At 40.6% G+C, this 18,922-nt stretch carries 20 protein-coding genes; 11 read left to right on the top strand and 9 right to left on the bottom strand.

Annotated features, from left to right (window positions below; genetic code table 11):
* The first annotated feature begins 1 nt into the window (after position 1).
* From M9R32_RS11320 to fosB, 6 genes are all read left to right on the top strand, one after another.
* Entirely contained in the window at positions 2–1,654 is a 1,653-nt protein-coding gene (locus tag M9R32_RS11320; RefSeq protein WP_269926838.1) for a b(o/a)3-type cytochrome-c oxidase subunit 1, read from the top strand.
* A gap of 436 nt (positions 1,655–2,090) precedes the next feature.
* Positions 2,091–3,611 (top strand): aldehyde dehydrogenase, encoded by a 1,521-nt coding sequence (gene adh, locus M9R32_RS11315; RefSeq protein WP_269926837.1) that lies wholly within the window; start codon positions 2,091–2,093, stop codon positions 3,609–3,611.
* Between the two features lie 18 nt (positions 3,612–3,629).
* Positions 3,630–3,995 (top strand): DUF779 domain-containing protein, encoded by a 366-nt coding sequence (locus tag M9R32_RS11310; protein WP_269926836.1) that lies wholly within the window; start codon positions 3,630–3,632, stop codon positions 3,993–3,995.
* 227 nt (positions 3,996–4,222) lie between these two features.
* Complete coding sequence (locus M9R32_RS11305; RefSeq protein WP_269926835.1) at positions 4,223–4,432, top strand: hypothetical protein; 210 nt, start codon at positions 4,223–4,225, stop codon at positions 4,430–4,432.
* Positions 4,433–4,494: 62 nt separating this feature from the next.
* Positions 4,495–5,256, top strand: a complete 762-nt coding sequence (locus tag M9R32_RS11300) for an NUDIX domain-containing protein (RefSeq protein ID WP_269926834.1) — start codon at positions 4,495–4,497, stop codon at positions 5,254–5,256.
* 3 nt (positions 5,257–5,259) lie between these two features.
* On the top strand, positions 5,260–5,673 hold the full coding sequence (gene fosB / locus M9R32_RS11295; protein WP_269926833.1) for a metallothiol transferase FosB: 414 nt from the start codon (positions 5,260–5,262) through the stop codon (positions 5,671–5,673).
* 90 nt (positions 5,674–5,763) lie between these two features.
* On the opposite strand, the gene M9R32_RS11290 is transcribed toward fosB, so the two are convergent.
* Genes M9R32_RS11290 through M9R32_RS11280 form a run of 3 tightly spaced genes read right to left on the bottom strand, consistent with a single transcriptional unit; the run spans position 5,764 to position 7,882 of the window.
* The gene (locus tag M9R32_RS11290; RefSeq protein WP_269926832.1) at positions 5,764–6,543 is read right to left on the bottom strand and encodes a hypothetical protein; all 780 of its coding nucleotides are present in this window, start codon (positions 6,541–6,543) and stop codon (positions 5,764–5,766) included.
* Between the two features lie 27 nt (positions 6,544–6,570).
* Entirely contained in the window at positions 6,571–7,344 is a 774-nt protein-coding gene (locus M9R32_RS11285; protein ID WP_269926831.1) for an alpha/beta hydrolase, read from the bottom strand.
* A gap of 40 nt (positions 7,345–7,384) precedes the next feature.
* The gene (locus M9R32_RS11280; protein ID WP_269926830.1) at positions 7,385–7,882 is read right to left on the bottom strand and encodes an NUDIX domain-containing protein; all 498 of its coding nucleotides are present in this window, start codon (positions 7,880–7,882) and stop codon (positions 7,385–7,387) included.
* Between the two features lie 171 nt (positions 7,883–8,053).
* Between M9R32_RS11280 and M9R32_RS11275 the strand changes: the two genes are divergently transcribed.
* Positions 8,054–8,662 carry a hydrolase gene (locus tag M9R32_RS11275; RefSeq protein WP_269926829.1) on the top strand — a complete coding sequence of 203 codons (609 nt, stop codon included), beginning with the start codon at positions 8,054–8,056 and terminating at the stop codon, positions 8,660–8,662.
* A gap of 183 nt (positions 8,663–8,845) precedes the next feature.
* Here M9R32_RS11275 and M9R32_RS11270 read toward each other — a convergent pair whose 3' ends face one another.
* The 4 genes from M9R32_RS11270 to M9R32_RS11255 all read right to left on the bottom strand — a co-directional run bounded on the left by M9R32_RS11270 (position 8,846) and on the right by M9R32_RS11255 (position 12,796).
* Positions 8,846–10,189, bottom strand: coding sequence for a M28 family peptidase (locus M9R32_RS11270; protein ID WP_269926828.1), 1,344 nt, complete (start codon positions 10,187–10,189; stop codon positions 8,846–8,848).
* A gap of 66 nt (positions 10,190–10,255) precedes the next feature.
* A complete protein-coding gene (locus M9R32_RS11265; protein WP_269926827.1) occupies positions 10,256–11,077 on the bottom strand; it encodes an AAC(3) family N-acetyltransferase in 822 nt (273 codons plus the stop codon).
* Positions 11,078–11,194: 117 nt separating this feature from the next.
* Complete coding sequence (locus tag M9R32_RS11260; RefSeq protein ID WP_418936244.1) at positions 11,195–12,199, bottom strand: NADP-dependent oxidoreductase; 1,005 nt, start codon at positions 12,197–12,199, stop codon at positions 11,195–11,197.
* Positions 12,200–12,307: 108 nt separating this feature from the next.
* Positions 12,308–12,796: a YusW family protein gene (locus M9R32_RS11255; RefSeq protein ID WP_269926825.1), complete on the bottom strand. Its 489-nt coding sequence runs from the start codon at positions 12,794–12,796 to the stop codon at positions 12,308–12,310.
* A 95-nt stretch (positions 12,797–12,891) separates the two neighbouring features.
* Between M9R32_RS11255 and M9R32_RS11250 the strand changes: the two genes are divergently transcribed.
* From M9R32_RS11250 to M9R32_RS11235, 4 genes are all read left to right on the top strand, one after another.
* On the top strand, positions 12,892–13,899 hold the full coding sequence (locus M9R32_RS11250; protein WP_269926824.1) for a phosphotransferase enzyme family protein: 1,008 nt from the start codon (positions 12,892–12,894) through the stop codon (positions 13,897–13,899).
* 23 nt (positions 13,900–13,922) lie between these two features.
* Positions 13,923–14,900 carry a DUF4003 family protein gene (locus M9R32_RS11245; RefSeq protein WP_269926823.1) on the top strand — a complete coding sequence of 326 codons (978 nt, stop codon included), beginning with the start codon at positions 13,923–13,925 and terminating at the stop codon, positions 14,898–14,900.
* A 47-nt stretch (positions 14,901–14,947) separates the two neighbouring features.
* On the top strand, positions 14,948–16,375 hold the full coding sequence (locus M9R32_RS11240; protein WP_269926822.1) for an aldehyde dehydrogenase family protein: 1,428 nt from the start codon (positions 14,948–14,950) through the stop codon (positions 16,373–16,375).
* 251 nt (positions 16,376–16,626) lie between these two features.
* Positions 16,627–16,824: a hypothetical protein gene (locus M9R32_RS11235; RefSeq protein WP_269926821.1), complete on the top strand. Its 198-nt coding sequence runs from the start codon at positions 16,627–16,629 to the stop codon at positions 16,822–16,824.
* Positions 16,825–16,930: 106 nt separating this feature from the next.
* On the opposite strand, the gene trpA is transcribed toward M9R32_RS11235, so the two are convergent.
* The gene (trpA, locus tag M9R32_RS11230; protein ID WP_269926820.1) at positions 16,931–17,719 is read right to left on the bottom strand and encodes a tryptophan synthase subunit alpha; all 789 of its coding nucleotides are present in this window, start codon (positions 17,717–17,719) and stop codon (positions 16,931–16,933) included.
* Positions 17,712–18,920 (bottom strand): tryptophan synthase subunit beta, encoded by a 1,209-nt coding sequence (gene trpB, locus M9R32_RS11225; RefSeq protein ID WP_269926819.1) that lies wholly within the window; start codon positions 18,918–18,920, stop codon positions 17,712–17,714. The genes trpA and trpB overlap by 8 nt, the downstream gene beginning before the upstream one ends.
* Positions 18,921–18,922: the final 2 nt, after the last annotated feature.

Raw genomic sequence — 18,922 nt, 5'->3', positions numbered from 1 at the left:
GATGATTGCTGCACAAGATCGAAAGTTGGCTTTATGGAATATCGGAGTAGCCTATATCGCTTTTCTGATTGGGACATTATGCGGGTTGTTGCAAGTTTTTATAAGAAATGATGCACTTCAATTACCAAGTTGGCTGGACTATTATCAAATATTAACGGCACATGGCGTATTACTTGCACTTATATTTACGACATATTTTATTTTCGGTTTCTTTATTACGGGTATGAGTAAAAGTTTAGGAAGTTTCGGTCCAAAAGTTCGTCTCTATTCTTGGTTAGGCTTTTGGGTGACAACATTAGGTACAATCATGGCGACAGTGATGATTGTTTCTGGGGAAGCTTCAGTTCTCTATACTTTCTATGCACCCTTGAAAGCAAGTGGTTGGTATTACGTAGGTTTGGCTTTGTTTGTAGTAGGTACATGGATTAGTAGCTTTGCATTGGTAGGTCACTATCTCGTTTGGCGCAAAAAGCATAAAGGTCAGTTAAGTCCATTATTTGCTTTCATGACCATCACAACAATTATCCTGTGGATTATCGCTTGTTTAGGTGTGGTAGCCACTGTACTATTCCAGTACATCCCGTGGGCGTTTGGTTGGGTGGATACAATTAACGTGGAGCTAAGTCGCTCACTATTCTGGTATTTCGGTCATCCGCTTGTGTATTTCTGGTTGTTGCCAGCATATATGGCGTGGTATGTGATCGTTCCAAAATTAATCAGTACGAAAGTATTCAGTGATTCGTTAGCACGGTTGTCATTTGTTTTATTTATTCTCTTTTCAATTCCGGTTGGCTTCCACCATCAATTAACAGAACCGGGAATCTCGAATTTCTGGAAGTTCCTACAGGTCGTGCTGACATTCATGGTCATCATACCATCGTTAATGACGGCGTTCTCTATGTTTGCAACTTTCGAAATTTCTGGTCGTAAAAAGGGAGCAAAAGGGTTATTCGGCTGGTTCACGAAACTTCCTTGGAAAGACGTACGCTTTACATCCATTTTTGTAGCGATGGCATTCTTCATTCCCGGTGGAGCGGGCGGGATCATCAACGCTAGTTTCCAATTAAACGAAATCGTTCATAACACATTATGGATTGTAGGACATTTCCATATCACGGTCGGAACACCTGTAGCAATGACGTTCATGGGACTGACGTTCTGGCTGATTCCATATTTAACAGGTCGTAAATTTTCGAAGGCCATGCAAAAGCTAGGGTTTGTGCAAATTATTACTTGGACGATCGGTATGCTCTTAATGTCAACATCGCAACATATTTTAGGACTTCTCGGTGCACCAAGACGTACTGCCTATTCCAATTACAATAACCACCCTTCCGCTTTGGAATGGTTTGACGGAATACTTACGAATCATGTAACAATGGCAATCGGAGGAAGCATCCTGTTCCTATCTGCCATGATCTTGATTTATATCGTTGTGATGTCACTGTTTTTATCACCAAAAGCTGTACGTGCCGAGGATTTTGTTGAATTTCCAATGGCAGAAAGTGACGTTCAAAACACACCTAAATTTCTTGAAAACTGGTGGATCTGGATTGGGATCGCATTCGTCCTTATCATTATTGCCTATGCCATTCCTTTAACAGGAATGATTCACCATGCACCTCCTGGTTCAGAAGGATTCAAAACATGGTAGGAGTTGAGTGAAATGGTCTTAATGCTGATCTGTTTCTTTGTCGTCATTACCTTGGTAGTAGGCATGATGGTTGAAATTAACACAATGGAAGATTAGTTGAATGAAAAAGCATGCAGTGAGAATTTTCACTGCATGCTTTTTTTAATATTGATTTTATTGAGTTCATCTAAAAAAACGGTTCTTTCTGCGTAAAATACGGGAAGGAACTGATTTAAGTTTAAAAAATTCATAATCAACGACCTCCACTGAAAAACAACCCCAAGGAATCTATTCTATTTAGTTAAATGAATCAATTAAAATTTTAATAGAATATTAGTTGTAATTTTCGGTGTTATCTGACAATATAAGAGGTACGGACTTCTTAATTTTGTAAGTATGCTAGATTGTGAAAGCGCATACATATAAAGAGTCAGTCAAATAAAGGGGGAACTTGAGAATGGTATATGCATTTCCAAACACTGAAGGTTCAATCGTAACTTTTAAAGAGAAGTATGATAATTATATTAATGGTGAGTGGACAGCTCCGGTAAATGGTCAATATTTTGATAACTTGACTCCTGTCACAGGTCAAAACTTCACACAAATCGCTCGTTCAACTTCTGAAGATATTGAATTGGCGCTTGATGCAGCTCATGCAGCAAAAGATGCTTGGGGAAAAACGTCTGTTGCTGAACGTGCGAATATCTTAAACAAAATCGCGGATCGTATGGAAGAAAATCTTGAAATGCTTGCTGTTGCAGAAACTTGGGACAACGGGAAAGCCGTACGTGAAACGTTAAACGCTGACTTACCACTTGCGATTGATCATTTCCGTTACTTCGCAGGAGCAATTCGTGCGCAAGAAGGATCTTTAAGCCAAATTGATGACGATACAGTTGCTTATCATTTCCATGAGCCAATCGGTGTTGTTGGGCAAATCATTCCTTGGAACTTCCCATTGTTAATGGCAGTTTGGAAGCTTGCGCCAGCACTTGCTGCAGGTAACTGTGTAGTTTTGAAACCAGCTGAGCAAACGCCAGCTAGTATTCTAGTATTTGCTGAACTTGTGGGCGACTTATTACCTCCTGGTGTTATGAATATCGTTAATGGTTTCGGTTTGGAAGCTGGTAAACCACTTGCTTCGAATCCACGTATCGGCAAAGTTGCTTTCACTGGTGAAACAACTACAGGCCGTATGATCATGCAATACGCATCACAAAACTTGATTCCAGTTACATTGGAACTTGGCGGTAAGTCACCGAACATTTTCTTCGAAGATATTATGGATCATGACGATGCGTTTCTTGATAAAGCAGTAGAAGGCTTTGTATTATTCGCATTGAACCAAGGGGAAGTATGTACATGTCCTTCACGTGCATTGATTCAAGAATCGATCTACGATAAGTTCATGGAAAAAGTATTGGCTCGTGTTGAAGCAATCAAGACTGGTAACCCATTAGATCCAAATACAATGATGGGTGCACAAGCTTCAAATGAACAATTAGAAAAAATCTTGTCTTACTTGGACATTGGTAAACAAGAAGGCGCTGAATGTTTAATCGGTGGAGAGCGTAATAACATTGAAGGCGATTTCGCTGGCGGATACTATGTGAAGCCAACTGTCTTCAAAGGAAATAACAAAATGCGTATTTTCCAAGAAGAAATCTTCGGGCCAGTTGTTTCTGTTACAACGTTCAAAACACAAGAAGAGGCACTTGAAATTGCCAACGATACTTTATACGGTCTAGGTGCTGGTGTATGGTCTCGTAACATGAACACAGCATACCGTTTCGGTCGTGCGATTCAAGCGGGCCGTGTTTGGACAAACTGTTACCACGCATACCCAGCTCACGCTGCATTCGGTGGTTACAAAATGTCAGGTATCGGTCGCGAAAACCATTTGATGATGTTAAACCATTACCAACAAACGAAAAACTTGCTAGTTAGCTACAACGAAAACAAATTAGGATTCTTTTGATTGAAAGGAGAATGACCAATGATTGAACGTGTCATCGCAACGGACGCTACGCTTGAACTGATTGAGTTATTGAAAAGCAAGCATGGTCCTGTTATGTTCCACCAATCGGGAGGTTGCTGTGATGGGTCTGCACCGATGTGCTACCCGGATGGTGACTTAATAGTAGGGGATCAAGATGTGCTTCTCGGTTCAATCGGAGACAGTCCTTTCTATATGCATAAAAGCCAGTACGACTATTGGAAACACACACAGTTAATTATTGATGTGGTAGATGGTCGAGGAGGCATGTTTTCACTCGAAGGCGTGGAAGGGAAAAGGTTTCTGACTAGATCCCGTGCTTTCACAGCTGAAGAGAATAAAGAAATACAAGCAAATTCCAATTAATAGTTTTGAATCCGTTATGTTTCAAGTGAAAACTTGGGGCATGACGGTTTTTTTGTGGGATTAACTTGGTCAAAGGCTTAAACTGTTGTTGATAGGGGTTAGACGGACAGCGAAGTGGATGAAGACTCCCCAAGAGAATAAAGGGATTTCAAGACGTATGTAGAAGAGGTACAAATAGAATAAACATTACTTCATAAGAGGCTATCAACTAAAAGGAGTGAATTGAAGTGGGCTACATTTTCTTAGCAATTTTAATCGGTGTCATCATTTGGACACTTTGGAGACTAGGGACGAAACGTAGATTGCCCCTAAATCATTACCAACCGTTTGACGACGCAATGGAAGGAACTAAAGATGATATGAAATCGTCACCACTTCATGATACAAAACATGAAACAGAGTATGAAGAAACAACCTCGAAAAAAGAGAATCAATAGTTGACTCTTGTCTAGATTTTTCATTTCAAAAGAATATCCACTCAAATGAAAGAAGGTATAGCATGCTGTTCAGAAGAAAAATGTACACCATCAAACCAGAAATGCTTGAGACGTTCAATCACTTTTTCCACACCTACTTATTGCCGAATCAATTAACGCATGGTGCACGTTTAATCGGTCGTTGGGTAAACACGGATAAAACGGAAATTATGGCAATGTGGGGTTATCAAGACATGGAAGACTTTGAGCGTGTGGATCAAGCGATTCGCGCTTCTGAACTTCATGTAACGGCACAAACTTTCCGAAAAACCTTACCACCATTGTTTGAGACAAGCTCAGAAGATTTTATGGAATGGACAGGTGACTATTCAATTTCGCGATATGTTGTAGCTGTCTCTGGATTTATTCAAAATGAAGCGGGAGAAGTACTATTGGTTCGAAATGAACACAGATCCGATACATATGAAATGCCAGGTGGACGTGTAGAACCGGGTGAGAGTTTGCAACAAGCGGTGGCACGGGAAGTGTTTGAAGAAACGGGAATTCGTGCGGAAATAGGAAACATAATAGGTGTTTATCAAAATGTCACAAGCGGAGTCTTTTGTATCGTTTATGGAGGAAAGGCGATAGAAGGAAAACCTACACCTCAACCCGGTGAAACGCTAGACGTACAGTTTGTTGAATTGAATGAAACGAATGTCAGCGAATGGGTGACAAGAGAGCAATTTGCTACACGTGTCCATAATGCTATGAAACCTGGAAATCTCGCCTACGAATCGTTCGAAACAAAACCATATCGATTGCTCGAAAGAGTGGAAATTTAACGGATGAAAATAAATCATCTTCTGTTTTCCGTGACTGACTTGGAAAGTTCCATCAGCTTTTATAAGAAAGTGTTCGGAGCCAAGTTATTATTAAAAGGCCGAAAGACAGCCTACTTCGACTTGGATGGATTGTGGTTAGCTCTAAATGAGGAAACCGACATTCCACGAAATGAAATAAAGGAATCCTACACACATATGGCTTTCACAATTGCCGAAGATGAATATGAAGCAACGTTGGTCAGGCTAAACCAATTGAACGTTCCGATCTTGCCTGGCAGGGAACGGAATGAGCGAGATAAAAAGTCCATTTACTTTGAAGACTTGGATGGCCATAAATTTGAATTTCACACCGGCACGATGCAGGATAGACTGGAATATTACAAAGATGAGAAAGAACATGTAGAGTTTTTTGGCTAAGTAAATAAAATAAAAAACAGACGTACTTCTTAATAAAGAAGACGTCTGTTTTTGCTTATGATTCAAGAGGATTTCACTCCATTAACGGAATTAATTCTCTTGATAGTACGGAGGCAAGTTGCCTTCTTCACTATACGCAGACAAACTCCCTCGTTCAACTGTATAGGAAATAGAATAAATACCTTCTCCAATGCTTTGATTCCAACTCCAACGTTCAGTAAAGGTAACCAGGTAAATTTCCTTTCCGATTTCCTTGGCATTACTTTCTCGGGTCACTTGATAACCATTAATCTTACCTTCCCACTGCCCAATGTCTCTAGGAAAATGATCGATAACCGTTCCTTCTCCAGAAGTTGCAAATTCTATGGCATCTTCTTTTGTAAAAGGGGGCATAGGTGGAGAAACAACATGAAAATATCCCCAGAATATCAGAAGAGAAGTAATGGGAATGAAGAAAAAGAGTTTAAGGCTTTTACTTTCTGTCATTCTTCTATAGAGCATTTTGTCTATCATCCCATATAACAAAGCAGCTAGCACGCCGACGATAGCCATCTGAAAGTCTGGGAAAATTATTTGGTTAGCTAAACCGAAAAAACCGAGAATCACCACATAAAGCCAATCGTGTCGCTTAAACCATTTTCGTTGTAAATACTCGATACCGACAGAAACCAAATTCCCGTATATGAGAATGATGGCCCCTATATACATAAAGAAAATAAGAAACCACCCAATGAATTGTTCTCCTTGGTTATAAGTGATTTCTTCTCTTCCTATTAGGTTAAGAAAAGAGAGCAATAAAGAGAAAATAGTCGTTGTGACAAACGTCGTAACCAACTTTCTATAAATAAGGCTTATTATTTCATGTTGCATTGGTTCCTCCTAACCGTCATTTCAAATTTATTGCCCATATAAATAACTAATAACAGCAGCCACACGCTTTCGGAAAAAGGAATAGCTGTGCTCTCCATCTTCAAGAATCTCAAATCTAATATCCGGAATCTTTTCTTTTAAAATTTCATAAACACGTTGATTGGATTCCAAGAAACCGTTGCTAATTCGTTCATCTCCAGGCACTTCTTTCGTTCCGGCATCCATGTAAAACTTCTCTATGGAAGACAGATCCGCATGGTTCAATAACTTTTCTATTTCCTCCTGGTTGCGCCAAAAAGCAGAAGAAATGCTCGCTACTTTTGTGAATACTTGAGGATAACGAGCAGCGGAGTACGTGGAAATCAAGCCTCCGAGCGATATCCCGGCAATACTTGTCGAGTCTTCTAAAGTTCGATACGTACGGTCAATATAAGGCTTAAGTTCATGCACAATAAAGTCAACATAAGCGGCACCTTTGCCTCCAGTTGTACTGACCTGGCCACTTAACTTCATGCTATATTCACCATCTACCCAAGGACAATACTCGTTTTTGCGTTCGTCCCCAACAATATTGGTATCTATTCCAACCACGATGATTTCAAATTTACGTTCATCCAAATAGTTTTTCAACTCTAATGAAATACCTTTAATCGCCTCTTCATCCTGAAAGACATTTTGTCCATCATGCATATAAAGGACGGGGTAACGCTTATTTTCTTCACCGTAATTAAAAGGCGTGTAGACGCGAATCGTCCGATCATGGTTGAATGCGGAAATAGGGAAGTTGAAGTTTTCTAACATGATTATTCTCTACCTTTCTTTTTAAAGCTTCTTAATTAGTTCATTTAAATTCATGTGACAACGCTCTACTCAGAATGTCTGTATAAACTTCATGCCAATCTTCACAATGCAGAGGTACTTCAAAAGGCTGGATAAAAATCCTTTGAGCAGATTCGAAAATGGCATCAAACGGGAGTATACGAGTAATATCCATTCGATACATGGCTTGATATCCGATTAATGGATAGGGACTATCGCTATTCCAAGCTTGGTTTTCACTGTGGTTGACTTCGACATATCCAAGGTACGTGCAATCTCCCTCAACACACGCTTCCTCCATGACTTCACGTTTCACACATTCAAGTGGAGATTCATTTTGTTCAATATGTCCACCGGGAAAATTCCATCCGCGGTTTTTTATATCCACTAACAGCAATTTTTCTTGATGAAAGCAAAAAGCATGAACGCTTGTTATTAATTCAGGTTGAGGCAGTATGTAAGATGATGTCCAGGTTAATTTTATTCGAGACTTCCCCCAGTTAACATAGGTTGTTGTCATGTGAAAATCCGCCTTTACTAGAGAATGTATAAAAACATTTAATCATTATGTTATTCGCCATTTTAAAACCAAATGCCTTCTTTTTCCATATTAAAGGGAATTAAGATCTTAAAAGAGAATAGTATGAGTGGTCATGAAAATTACTAACAATTGTGAAGGAGGAAGGTTATTATGGGTTCAAGAATTATGCATAGTATTATAGCCTATAAAATTGCTGAATCTGTTTCAATATCAGATAAGACGTCATTTTTATTAGGAGGGATAGCACCAGATGCAGTGTCTCCTAAAGATGTATCACATTTCTTTACGGGCGACGTCGATGATTATTCAAGAGAAGTGGATTATGAAAATTTTATTGAAAAATATAGTTCTGTTAAAAACAGTTCATTTATTTTAGGTTATTATTCACATCTAATCGCAGATGACTTGTGGTTAAAGGGCTTTTATTTACCGTGGTTAAAAAACAGACTGGAAAACGATCAGAAAATCCTCAATTTATATCATGGCGACTTTCAAATGTTAAATGGGTTGTTATTAGATTACTATGGAGTCACAGATGAACTGAAAGAGACTTTAGAAAGTACTGGCTCAGTTATTGAGATTGATGAAGTACCCTCAGAAGACATTTATGACTTTGTTCCATATGTTTTAGATGATATGAAATATGATATTGCACATAGCAAACAACAATTAAACGTTTTTACTTTTGAACAAATCATTGGATACATAGAAACATCCGTCCAAAAAGGAATCATGCATATCAAACCAATATTAAGTTAACGCAAAAACCCCACGAATCTGGACAATATCCAGGTTCGTGGGGTTTCGCAATATCATTTTATATGCTGAGCGATCGCTCAGTTGTAATAATTGACCTTCACGTAGGAAAAAACGTAGGTGACGTAGGAATTATCACTGTCCACGTAGGAAAAATCGGCATCCACGTAGGAATTACATTAAAATTCACTTCGCATAATACTCTCTGCGTGTTTGATTCATGACGGCGAGAGTGACGATTTCCGAAACATCTTGCAGTTTTTCTTTACTGATTTTGTCGATTGAATCTTCAGGCTTGTGATACCAAGGCTCCGCTGGGTTATGGATGAATAATGCAGCTGGAATTCCAGCTTTTGCAAAGGGAACATGGTCGCTATTTTCACCTTGATTATAGGGTGTTGGTTCTCCGTTAAGATCTGTACTGGCTTCCTGTGCAAGTTCAGTCACAAGGTTCGGTTTATTATCAACCGTTTGCAAAATCAAATCCCCGGCATCTTTACTTCCGACCATATCCAGATTGAAGTTGGCCACAATTCTGCTGATTTCACCTTTCGATAACTGTTCGACATAGTGAGTGGAACCCAGCAATCCCAGTTCTTCTGCACCAAACGTGATAAACCGGATTTCTGTGTGTGTTGGAATGGCTTTCATGACCCGTGCAAGTTCAAGTGTCATGGCAGTCCCGGATGCATCGTCATTAGCACCAGGCGCTCCTGCAACAGAATCGTGATGCGCACTGATGACCACAATGTCATGAGTTTCTTTTGCTTTTTGAGAAACGTTGGGCTTTTTGGTCGCAATGACATTGTGCGATGTATTTTTTTCTGACTTAGCCCCTTCAATTTTTAAAGATGCAACAGCTCGAGGATACTTCTTAATATGACTGATCATCGTTTCACCTTCTGTTTGGGTCAACAGCACGGATGGAACAAATCCTTCATGAGGTTCACCTAAGCTTCCCATAATGTTTCCAGGTTCATTGTTGAAAAAGATGACTCCTATAGCACCTTTCGCAGCCACATTTAACATTTTCTCTTTGAAGCTAATGACGCCACGTTGCAGAAGTGCAATTTTTCCGGTCAAGTCCATTTGTTCCAAGTCTTTTTTCTGACCAAGTCCAGCATCGATGACTTCCCCGGTAACTTTTCCACTAACCGAATATTCCAAAGCCTGCGGATCCAGTTTTACTGAAAAACGCTCGACCTCTAAACCAATGGTGTGAGGTGCAGTATAGTCATTAAAAGTGAAAGCCTGTACCTTGGCCTTATAACCGTAGGAATCAAATTGTTTTTTAATGAAAGCAACCGCTGCATCTTCTTGTTGTGTCCCCGCCACTCGAGGTGTTTTGGCTAGAGATTTAATATTGTTATACATACTATCAGCATTTAGTGACTGCAGTATTTTGGTTTCAATCTTAGCTTCTACTTCTTCTTGTTTAGAAGTGTAATGGGTCGCGAAAGTGGCAATCGGAGCAATAACACTCAGCCCAAGGATTGCTGCAATCGCAAATTTAATTATCGTATTTTTCATATTGTTCCTCCATCATGTTGATTCCATTAGGATGAACAAAAATGAGAATTTTACTAATAAAATTTATTAATCTTCTTCAACTGGATTTTCTTTTAACCATTTCGCGCCAAAATCGACCAGTGGTTTCATCTGAATGATGCGGCAATCTGCTTGGCCTAATTTTCCTACATGAAATGCTTCGGGATGTACTTTTTCAAATGCTTCTCCGAGGTCAGGGAATCGATCTGAATCCACATCAACAGTTTGGTACTCAATCCATTGACGTTGGCCGTCAACAAGCATCGCTGCTCCTTGATTTGTGTAAGTCTTCTTTTCTAGTAAGTTCTCTGAAAGATGCAAAGCTGTGCAGGAATCATAACCCACGCCAATTAAAACGATTTTAACGTTTTCATTCAAAAAAGCACCGAGTGGGGAAGTCATCCCAAAAGAATCTTCAAGTGGATGTTCCATCATCCATTGTTCAGCATGCTTGCCCCAGGCCATGAAGCTGTGAACAGGGTGATAGCTACGAATGGTTTTCGGATGACGATGAAAGCATTCTGCAATTTTACCCATTCCTCGCAATGGGGTCAGATGTGGGTCGTAAGCAGGTGTATGTTCGCGAATTGCAGCATGCCATTCTTTCGGAACAGGCGGTAGCATCCAATAAGAAGGCTCCGAGTTTTCTGCAGATTGGGCAGGCATGATAATGGTGCCTTCTTCCGTAATGATTTCCATCAATGCATCGATAACTGCTTTAGCTCCGCCGGCAATCCAACCCATTGATTTGATGGATGAATGAACCATAATAGCATCTCCAGCTTGAATGCCAAGCGTCTGCAATTGTTGTTTTAACGTTTCAACTGACTGAAACGAGGTAGTTTCTTGTACAAGATCAAATTCACTCATGTAGGTGGCCTCCGAAATCTTTAATAGTTCAATTGTAAAGGAGAAAGGATGCCTTTAACACGCATTGTTTTATAAAAAAGCCGTTCTGGTTTTACTCCAGAACGACCCTTACTTTCATTATTCAATATCCGCTACTTTCACAATCGCCTTTCCAAGGTTTGCACCGTTGAAAAGATCGAGAAATGCATCGATGGTATGATCGAACCCTTCCGTAATCGTTTCCTCATATTTCAGTTTGCCTTCTTTTAACCAAGTGGCCAATTCTTTTGCGCCTTCTCCAAAACGAGCCGAGTAATTGCCAACAGTAAAGCCTTGCATCAATGAACTAGTCTTGATTAAATACCCTTGCACACGAGGTCCAACGTCTGCTTGTTCGTTATTATAAGAAGAAATCGCTCCACATACGGGAATACGTGCAAAATTATTTAAAAGAGGGAAGATGGCATCTGAGATTTCTCCGCCAACGTTTTCAAAATATACATCGATTCCGTTTGGACAGGCTTCACGCAACGCTTGAGCAACATTCTGCGTTTTATAATTAATTGCCGCATCAAAGCGCAGTTCGTCGATCAGGTACTTCACTTTCTCCTCAGAACCAGCAATTCCGACTACATGTGCGCCTTTTAGTTTTGCAATTTGACCTACGATAGACCCTACAGCTCCTGCCGCTCCTGAAACAACAACGGTTTCACCTTCTTTTGGTTTCCCAATATCCAGTAACCCAAAATAAGCTGTCAAACCGGTCATACCCAGAACGCTCAAATAAGCTGATGCGGGTGCCATTTGATGATCAATTTTTCGAACCGCGTTTTCTTTTACTACACTATATTCCTGCCAAGGAAGAGCTCCTAACACAACATCGCCTTTATCGAAAAGAGATGAATTCGATTGAATAACTTGTCCTATGACTCCGCTTGTTATCATTTCATTCAATGCAAACGGAGGAATATACGATTTTGTATCGTTCATCCGACCACGTAAATAAGGATCTACTGATATGTAAACTGTTTTTACTACAACCTCACCATCAGACGCACTTTCGATTGGTCCACTGATCATTTTGAAATCATCTTTCGTGGGTGTACCTTTAGGTCGGTTAATCAATTTAATTTGTTTCTGCATAATCCTCATCCCTCCGTAAAATAATTAACTATATGAAGTAATGTACCTTAACTTAAGGGTTTTTACATGAAAAGAGTCCTCAACAATATGCCAAGGACGCTCCATTTGCTATTTAACTACTTCGATTTCTTTTTTCTCATCATTCAACCAAATTATTTCTATTTCGATTTTTTTGTACGTATCTTCAATCCCAAATGCTTTCAATACCCGTTCGGTAATTACTTCATCCGACATTTCTGGTTCAAACTTCAATTTATGAAGAAGGGGTTCTAACTGAGCCATTGCCTCATCACCTGTAAGATTTAGGTTTTCGGGAGTATTGGTATATTCAGCATCAGTGGAATCTTTTTCTTCCTCGTAGTTGACCGTAATGGCATCTTCTTGTTCGGGTGTATCGACTTCTAATTCAAACTTCCTAAAACCGAATGAATCACCGGTGTCAGCTGGATTTTCTCCTGGAGCAGTATCTTCAATATCATTTGAAGTATTATTATTGGTCACATCTTTCGTAATCTCGTCCTTATCTCCACATGCTCCAAGTACTATTGCAGATGAAAGCATTAAACTCGCAACAATCAACTTCTTTTTCGATTTCATTTGAATCATCCTTTCGATATCATTCTTTGTAGTTGGTATATCCAAAAATTCTCTAAATATCCGTTATAAAAAATATCTAAGAAGGGGAAGTAAACGTGATTAATTGTGAAAAAATATTATCCAGCTTAGCGAAATTGACCAATAAGGAAATTACAAACGTAAAACGTTTATCAGGCGGATTCCAGAACTTTGTAGTTCAATTTCAAATGAACAGCATTCTTTATGTTGCTCGTTTGACTCCTATACATAAAAGATCGAAAGCGTTAATTGAAGGTGAACTAAAATTTATAGACACAATAAAAATAAATCAAATTCAGACACCGGAAGTCATCTCTATAAATGACAAAAACATTTCTCTAGTAACAATCGATAATAAAAGCTATTGGCTGACTGTATTTCAATATATGGAAGACAAACAAATAGATGTTTCGGACCTCTCTCAATGGAACGTTGCGTTTTTTTATGAATGGGGAAAATCCATTGGCGAGTTGCATCGTATCAGTGAAAACATAGGAGAAAAAATTAATCGTCCAATTTGGTTGGAAGATGAAGAAGTAAACTCAATTTCATCTTTGTTGATGGAGAGTGAACCATGGCTAAGTGAAATTTACGATGAATACAAATCAATTTTAGATACTTATCCAAAAACCAAACAACGCTTTGGTCTGATTCACAACGATTTGCATCAAGGGAATTTTTTCGTGAAAGCACAACAACTCATTATTTTTGATTTCGATGATTGTGCTTACAATTGGTTTGTCCAAGATTTGTCAACTTCCATCTATCATGCCATGTGGACTGGAAGTGCATACCATCCCGAATGGATCACTTTCCAACAAGAATTCTTGAATCATTTTCTCGATGGATATCTTCAAATTCGGTCACTCAATGAAACCGACTTAATCCAACTCCAGTTGTTTCTCCAGGTGAGGGAATTGTTTTTGTACCTGCTATTTCAGAAAACATGGAACAAAAATACATTGGAACAATGGCAGTCGGATAAGTTGAAGGAACTTGAAGTGAACTTACGGGATAGAAAAAAGCCGTATGAAAAAGAATTCACCACGTGGACGAACGAAACTTTTAATCGCCACTTTTCGTAAATACATAAAAAGGAGTGGGTGATATGAAAATGGTTCAGGTGAAAGAAGATTTGTTAGCAACATTTGAACAAGTGAAAAATGCAGTTGGTTGGACTGTTGATAAACGAATTGCGTTATCGATAGCAAGTTACTATGTCACGACAGGTAAAACATTCGATGGCAAGCGTTTCTTGGCAACTTCAGATGTGATCAAGCAAAAATCTAGCTGGACATCACCACTTCGATCACATATTCACTATATGATGGCGGCATTCTTGACGAAGGAAGATGAAGATCCGTCCGTTTCAATTGATAACTTACGAGCGAAAAAGGAATCATTAAAATCTGCAGGCTTTAAAACAAATGTCTACAGTTACTTAGCTGCTATTTTAATGAGTGACGAAAAGTCTTTACAAGATGTCGAAGCGACGCAAGCTAAACTCTTATATGATGCGATGAAAGCACATCATCCATTCCTAACACAACCGGATGATGTGCCGTATGCAGTCATGCTTGGCAGACTGCCAGGTGAAGCGAAAGAACGAGCGGCAACAATGAATCGATATTACACGGAACTTCGACCACAAGGTTTTTATATGGGGAATGAACTTCAATGGATGTCGCAAATTCTTACCTATACAAGCCCGAGTTATCAAGCCAATATAGTTGGTCAGGCTGTGCATATACGGGACCAACTGAAAAGTGCGGGTATAAAAATAAAATCCATGCATTATGTCATGGTAGGTTTTTTGGCAGCCTTAGAAATAAAAGATGAGGAATTGCAACATGTCATTGAGACGTACCGTCAATTGGAAACAATGAAGTTTTTCACTTGGTATAAAGATATGATTTTACCTATCGCGGTCCAACTCGAAACGAAACACATTATCGATAATGAAGAAACAGCTTCTGTAAGCTTCGCCACTACGATTGAAATGATGATGCAAGCACAACAAGCCGCCATCATTGCGTCGATGGCAGCAACAAATGCGGCAGTCGCGTCAAGTGGTGGAGGAGAATGATAGAATAGAGACGAATGTATAGATAACGACTTCAGGAGGTGTTTCTTTTGAAAGAAACCGGACTTTGGATTAATGGAGATTGGCGTGAAGCAAGTGGAACGTATGAATTGAAAGCTCCTTATGATGGAAAACTGCTTGCTAAAGTGGCAAAAGGATCACCGGAAGATGTGAAAGTAGCGATTGCTGGCGCGGAACAAGCTTTTCATTCCTTCAAAAAATGGACGGCATATGACCGGGCAGAAATTTTATATAAAGTGGTCAACATTATGCGGGAACGTAAAGAAGAGCTCGCCATGACATTGGCGCAAGAAGCGGGTAAACCGTTGAAAACGTCCCGTAGTGAAGTGGATCGCACGATTGCGACGTATCAATTTGCTGCAGAGGAAGCGAAGCAGTACCGAGGTGAAACCATTCCGATGGACGCTGCCCCAGGCGGTGCGAACCGAATTGGCTGGACAAAAAAAGAAGCGATCGGCGTTGTGGCGGCCATAACGCCGTTCAATTTCCCGTTCAATTTAGTGGCGCATAAACTGGGACCTGCTTTCGCAGTAGGGAATACAGTTGTTTTGAAGCCGGCAACACAAACACCGTTGAGTGCACTGGTCATGGCCGATATTTTCAAGGAAGCTGGTTTACCGGATGGTGCACTTCAAATTGTAACAGGAAGCGGGAGTGAGTTAAGTGACGCTCTCATTACACATCCAGCCGTTAAAAAAGTGACGTTTACTGGCAGTGTTCCTGTCGGATTGAAAATTAAAGAAAAAGTGGGTCTACGCAAAATTACGCTTGAACTAGGATCAAACGCAGCCTTGATTGTGGAGCCAAGTGTGCCTATTGAAAAAATCGTCAAACGTTGTGCAGAAGGGGCATTCAGCTTTTCGGGACAAGTATGTATTTCACTGCAACGCATCTACGTAAACCGCAAAGTATATGATGAATTCGTGCAAGGATTTGTGGAAGAAACGAAAAAATTAATAGTTGGCGATCCACTAGATGAACAAACCGATGTCGGTTCAATGATCCATCCAGACGAAGTCGAACGCATTGTCAGTTGGATTGAAGAAGCGAAATCGCAAGGGGCAAAAGTTGCGACAGGAGGCGAATTTACAGAACGCCAGTTACATCCTACTGTACTGATAGGTGCTAAAGAAGACATGAAAGTCGTCTGCGAAGAAGTCTTTGCGCCAATCGTATCTGTCATTCCTTATGACACATTAGATGAAGCGATCGAGTCGGTAAATGCTTCTCAGTTTGGATTGAATGCAGCCATTTACACGAATGTCTTAACGGATGCAATGAAAGCGGCCGATGAGATTGAAGCGGGAGCTGTCATCATCAATGACATTCCAACTTTTCGTGTCGACAACATGCCTTACGGGGGCGTGAAAATGAGTGGCTATGGCCGCGAAGGCGTCAAATTTGCCGTCGATGAAATGACCGAGTTGAAGTTTATTACGATGAAAACTGTGTTTTAAAAATGAAGAAGCATCGCAATTGATAAATTCAATTGCGGTGCTTCTTTTTGTCCGTTCAAGTTGGTTTTATGACCACTCAGACACAGTTTTCGTCCATTCGCTGGGGAAAGAACATGATTCTTCTTCAGAAAGATTCTAGAAAAGGAGAAGGAGTAACGGGAATAAAAGAGAATTAGTTAAATAAACTTGAATGATTGGTTGTTGTTATTTATGGGCGTGAGGATTACTAATTAGAGCGAGGTGGAAGAAAGATGAAAAATCTAATAGCGACACTATTTTTATTATTCGGTTGTCTCATATTGACGTTGACGTATTTTAATACATTTACGGAACCAGATGGTATTCGATGGTTGGCTGGAGGACTAATTACCATAGGACTTTCAATATTTACAAATGAGTTACTCAAAATAAGCAAAGAACAAGATGCACAAATAACAGCTGAAAAGTAGGCAATTAACAATTGTCGTAACACGACATTGGATGGAAAAGTTGTTTTTTCCTTCAAAAAAACCTCAGACGTCTTCGCGTCTGAGGTCCATATTAGTCTTTATAGTGTTAACCGATCTCCACTGCTTTCGAAGCAGCAATCAACTCTCTGATACAATCAAGATTCCCGTCATGCAATGCATCAACTATACTGCTTCCCACAATAACCCCGTCCGCAAGTTTGCCCATTTCGCGTACCTGTTCAGGCGTGGAGATCCCGAAGCCTGCCATCACTGGTACCAGGCTCACTTTTTTCAGCTTCGCCAAATGTTCGCCAACATTCGCCGCAAACTCTGCGCGCGCACCCGTTATGCCAGTCACCGTAACAGCATACAGAAATCCTTCTGAAGCTTTCGCAATCCGCTCGATTCGTTCTTGAGGGCTAGTCAGACTGACCAATTGAACGAGAGCCAAATCGTGTTTGGAGAACTCATCCTTCACCATCGCACTTTCTTCTAACGGTAAATCAGGAACAATTAAGCCGCTGACTCCAGCCTCAGCACAGTCTTGTGCAATCTTTTCGATTCCATAGCGGAACACAGGATTCAGATACGTCATTAAAACAATTGGAATTGTAATTTCATGACGAATACGTCCGATTTCTTCCAAAACGCCACGCAATGTTACGCCCGAAGTTAAGGCACGTTTCCCGGCTTCTTGGATGGTTGGTCCATCTGCAACAGGATCAGAGAAAGGGATGCCGAGTTCGACTGCAGTGGCACCGGATTCTTGAAGAAACAGTAATTGTTCCCGGAGGTTCTGTAACCCGCCGTCTCCGGCCATGATATAAGGGATGAACGCTTTTCCACCTGTGGCGACTTGTTGTTCAATGACCGTTTGTAATTTCATTTTAGTCATTTGTTCCACCTCCAAGTGCATCCCGAACAGTGACCACATCTTTGTCTCCGCGTCCCGATAAACAAATCACAACAATCTCTTCTTTACTCATCCGAGCTGCCAGTTCACCGGCAAAATGAATGGCATGAGCAGACTCCAATGCGGGGAGGATGCCTTCCGTTCGAGCTAACAATTGAACACCCGTCAATGCCTGCTCATCCGTTACGGACGTATATTCAACACGGCCATTTTCGTGTAAGAAGCTATGTTCAGGGCCGATTCCTGGATAATCGAGTCCAGCTGAAATGGAGTGTGCTTCCTGAATTTGACCTGCATCATCTTGCAGTAAATACATAAGCGCACCGTGCAAAACGCCTACAGAACCTTTCGTCAATGTAGCTGCGTGTTGATTGGTATCCAGACCAGCACCAGCTGCTTCCACGCCGAATAGTTTCACTTCTTTATCTTCAATAAAAGGATAGAACATTCCCATGGCATTACTGCCGCCACCAATGCAGGCAACGATTGCATCCGGCAGGCGACCTTCTTTTTCAACGATTTGTTTTCGTGTTTCGTCACCAATGACGCGTTGGAAATCACGAACAATTTTAGGGAAGGGGTGTGGTCCTAAAACAGAGCCCATAATGTAGTGAGTGTCGCCAACATTCGTCACCCAGTAACGCAGCGCTTCGTTCACTGCGTCTTTCAACGTTCGACTGCCCTGTGTGACGGAAACGACTTTTGCACCCAGCAACTCCATACGGAATACATTCAGTTGCTGACGACGGACGTCTTCTTCGCCCATGAAAATCACACATTCCAAGTCTAGCAACGCACAAACCGTCGCAGTTGCAACACCATGCTGACCAGCACCGGTTTCTGCAACAACTTTACGTTTGCCCATACGTACAGCAAGAAGTGCCTGACCTATCGTGTTATTAATTTTATGTGCGCCTGTATGATTAAGATCTTCACGTTTCAAGTAAATCTTGGCGCCACCCATTTTCTTCGTTAAGCGTTCAGCATAGTAAAGGGGATTTTCACGACCAACATAATCCTTTAAGTAGTAGCGGAATTCCTCAAGAAACGCTTCGTCTTGAATGGCTAAATCGTAAGCTTCCTCTAATTCAATCACAGCTTGCATCAATGTCTCAGGAACAAATCTTCCGCCGAATCTGCCATAATGTCCGGTTGCGTTTGGTTGGTTGTAGGTAGTTTGCATGC

Source organism: Paenisporosarcina quisquiliarum, assembly GCF_027563315.1.
GTDB classification, from domain to species: Bacteria; Bacillota; Bacilli; order Bacillales_A; family Planococcaceae; genus Paenisporosarcina; species Paenisporosarcina quisquiliarum.
This window is presented reverse-complemented; position numbering and strand designations above follow the sequence as displayed.

Bases quoted from the DNA above. Each gene is read 5' to 3' on its own strand.
- M9R32_RS11270 (WP_269926828.1), bottom strand. From the start codon at position 10,189: ATGAAAAATACGATAATTAAATTTGCGATTGCAGCAATCCTTGGGCTG.
- M9R32_RS11235 (WP_269926821.1), top strand. From the start codon at position 16,627: ATGAAAAATCTAATAGCGACACTATTTTTATTATTCGGTTGTCTCATA.
- M9R32_RS11265 (WP_269926827.1), bottom strand. From the start codon at position 11,077: ATGAGTGAATTTGATCTTGTACAAGAAACTACCTCGTTTCAGTCAGTT.
- fosB (WP_269926833.1), top strand. From the start codon at position 5,260: ATGAAAATAAATCATCTTCTGTTTTCCGTGACTGACTTGGAAAGTTCC.
- M9R32_RS11245 (WP_269926823.1), top strand. From the start codon at position 13,923: ATGAAAATGGTTCAGGTGAAAGAAGATTTGTTAGCAACATTTGAACAA.
- M9R32_RS11320 (WP_269926838.1), top strand. From the start codon at position 2: ATGATTGCTGCACAAGATCGAAAGTTGGCTTTATGGAATATCGGAGTA.
- M9R32_RS11285 (WP_269926831.1), bottom strand. From the start codon at position 7,344: ATGTTAGAAAACTTCAACTTCCCTATTTCCGCATTCAACCATGATCGG.
- M9R32_RS11260 (WP_418936244.1), bottom strand. From the start codon at position 12,199: ATGCAGAAACAAATTAAATTGATTAACCGACCTAAAGGTACACCCACG.
- M9R32_RS11280 (WP_269926830.1), bottom strand. From the start codon at position 7,882: ATGACAACAACCTATGTTAACTGGGGGAAGTCTCGAATAAAATTAACC.
- M9R32_RS11290 (WP_269926832.1), bottom strand. From the start codon at position 6,543: ATGCAACATGAAATAATAAGCCTTATTTATAGAAAGTTGGTTACGACG.
- trpA (WP_269926820.1), bottom strand. From the start codon at position 17,719: ATGACTAAAATGAAATTACAAACGGTCATTGAACAACAAGTCGCCACA.
- M9R32_RS11310 (WP_269926836.1), top strand. From the start codon at position 3,630: ATGATTGAACGTGTCATCGCAACGGACGCTACGCTTGAACTGATTGAG.
- M9R32_RS11300 (WP_269926834.1), top strand. From the start codon at position 4,495: ATGCTGTTCAGAAGAAAAATGTACACCATCAAACCAGAAATGCTTGAG.
- adh (WP_269926837.1), top strand. From the start codon at position 2,091: ATGGTATATGCATTTCCAAACACTGAAGGTTCAATCGTAACTTTTAAA.
- M9R32_RS11275 (WP_269926829.1), top strand. From the start codon at position 8,054: ATGGGTTCAAGAATTATGCATAGTATTATAGCCTATAAAATTGCTGAA.
- trpB (WP_269926819.1), bottom strand. From the start codon at position 18,920: ATGCAAACTACCTACAACCAACCAAACGCAACCGGACATTATGGCAGA.
- M9R32_RS11255 (WP_269926825.1), bottom strand. From the start codon at position 12,796: ATGAAATCGAAAAAGAAGTTGATTGTTGCGAGTTTAATGCTTTCATCT.